This window comes from Vibrio sp. YT-17 (assembly GCF_033337375.1).
Lineage (GTDB): Bacteria > Pseudomonadota > Gammaproteobacteria > Enterobacterales > Vibrionaceae > Vibrio > Vibrio alginolyticus.
In genome coordinates, this window is sequence record NZ_JAWOQP010000068.1 from 1 (window position 1) to 1643 (window position 1643).

The 1643-nt window shown below is 49.4% G+C and carries 1 protein-coding gene; it reads left to right on the forward strand.

Translation table 11 applies throughout. From position 1 onward, the window contains the following. A partial coding sequence (locus R7F67_RS23870; protein ID WP_318057418.1) for an acyl-CoA dehydrogenase occupies positions 1-1643 on the forward strand: 1643 nt, incomplete at both ends.

Sequence of the window (1643 nt, forward strand, 5' to 3'; positions counted from 1 at the left end):
CTCAAGCGCCAAAACTTAGCGCTGAAGAGCAAGCGTTCTTAGACGGCCCAGTAAACGAAGTGTGTGCTATGGTCAGCGACTTCCAAGTAACGCATGAACTCGCGGATTTACCACCTGAAGTTTGGCAGTATCTGAAAGACAACAAATTCTTCGCCATGATCATCAAGAAAAAGTACGGTGGTCTAGAGTTCTCTGCATACGCTCAATCTTTGGTACTGCAAAAGCTGACGGGTGTTTCTGGCGTTTTGTCATCTACCGTTGGTGTTCCAAACTCGTTAGGCCCTGGTGAACTACTGCAACACTACGGCACTGAAGAGCAGAAAAACTATTACTTACCTCGCCTAGCTGAAGGTAAAGAAATCCCATGTTTCGCACTAACTAGCCCAGAGGCTGGCTCAGACGCAGGCTCAATCCCAGATTACGGCGTCGTTTGTAAAGGCGAATGGGAAGGCAAAGAAGTGTTGGGTATGCGTCTAACGTGGAACAAACGCTACATCACGCTTGCACCTGTTGCGACGGTACTTGGCCTTGCATTCAAACTGCGTGACCCAGAAGGCCTGCTTGGTGATAAAGAAGATCTTGGTATCACATGTGCGCTGATCCCAACGGATGTGAAAGGTGTAGAAATCGGCAACCGTCATTTCCCACTAAACGTGCCATTCCAGAACGGTCCAACCCGTGGTAAAGACATTTTCGTTCCTATCGATTTCATCATCGGTGGTGAGAAAATGGCAGGGCAAGGCTGGCGCATGCTGGTGGAATGTCTGTCGGTCGGCCGTGGCATCACGCTACCTTCTAACTCGACGGGTGGTATCAAATCGGCTGCGATGGCAACGGGTGCATACTCTCGCATTCGTCGTCAGTTCAAACAACCAATCGGTCACATGGAAGGCGTTGAAGAGCCATTGGCGCGTCTTGGCGGTAATGCATACGTCATGGATGCGGCCAGCAACCTAACTGTTGCAGGTATCGACCTAGGTGAAAAGCCATCGGTTATTTCTGCAATTGTGAAGTACCACTGTACCCACCGCGGTCAACAAAGCATCATCGACGCGATGGACATTGTCGGCGGTAAAGGCATTTGTTTAGGCCCTTCAAACTTCCTCGCTCGTGGCTACCAAGGCTCTCCAATCGCCGTAACGGTAGAAGGTGCAAACATTCTGACTCGTTCGATGATCATCTTCGGTCAAGGTGCGATTCGTTGTCACCCATATGTACTTGAAGAAATGAACGCAGCTTACTCAGAAGCGAGCGACGCGGTTGAGAAATTCGACAAAGCGTTAGCTGGCCACGTGAGCTTTACCATGAGTAACCTCGTTCGCAGTATTTGGTTTGGTTTGAGCGATGGTCTCGGTTCATCGGCACCGACTAAAGATGCTACGAAACGCTACTACCAACAGCTAAACCGTTACAGTGCCAACCTAGCGCTTCTGTCTGATATCTCAATGGCGGTACTTGGTGGTTCGTTGAAACGTAAAGAGCGTTTATCTGCGCGTTTAGGTGACATTCTCAGTCAGCTATACCTAAGCTCCGCGACGCTAAAACGTTTTGAACAAGATGGTCGTCCAGCTGAAGATTTGGCTTTGGTTCACTGGGGTCTACAAGATAGCTTAAAACAAGCAGAAATCGCCGTTGATGAGTTC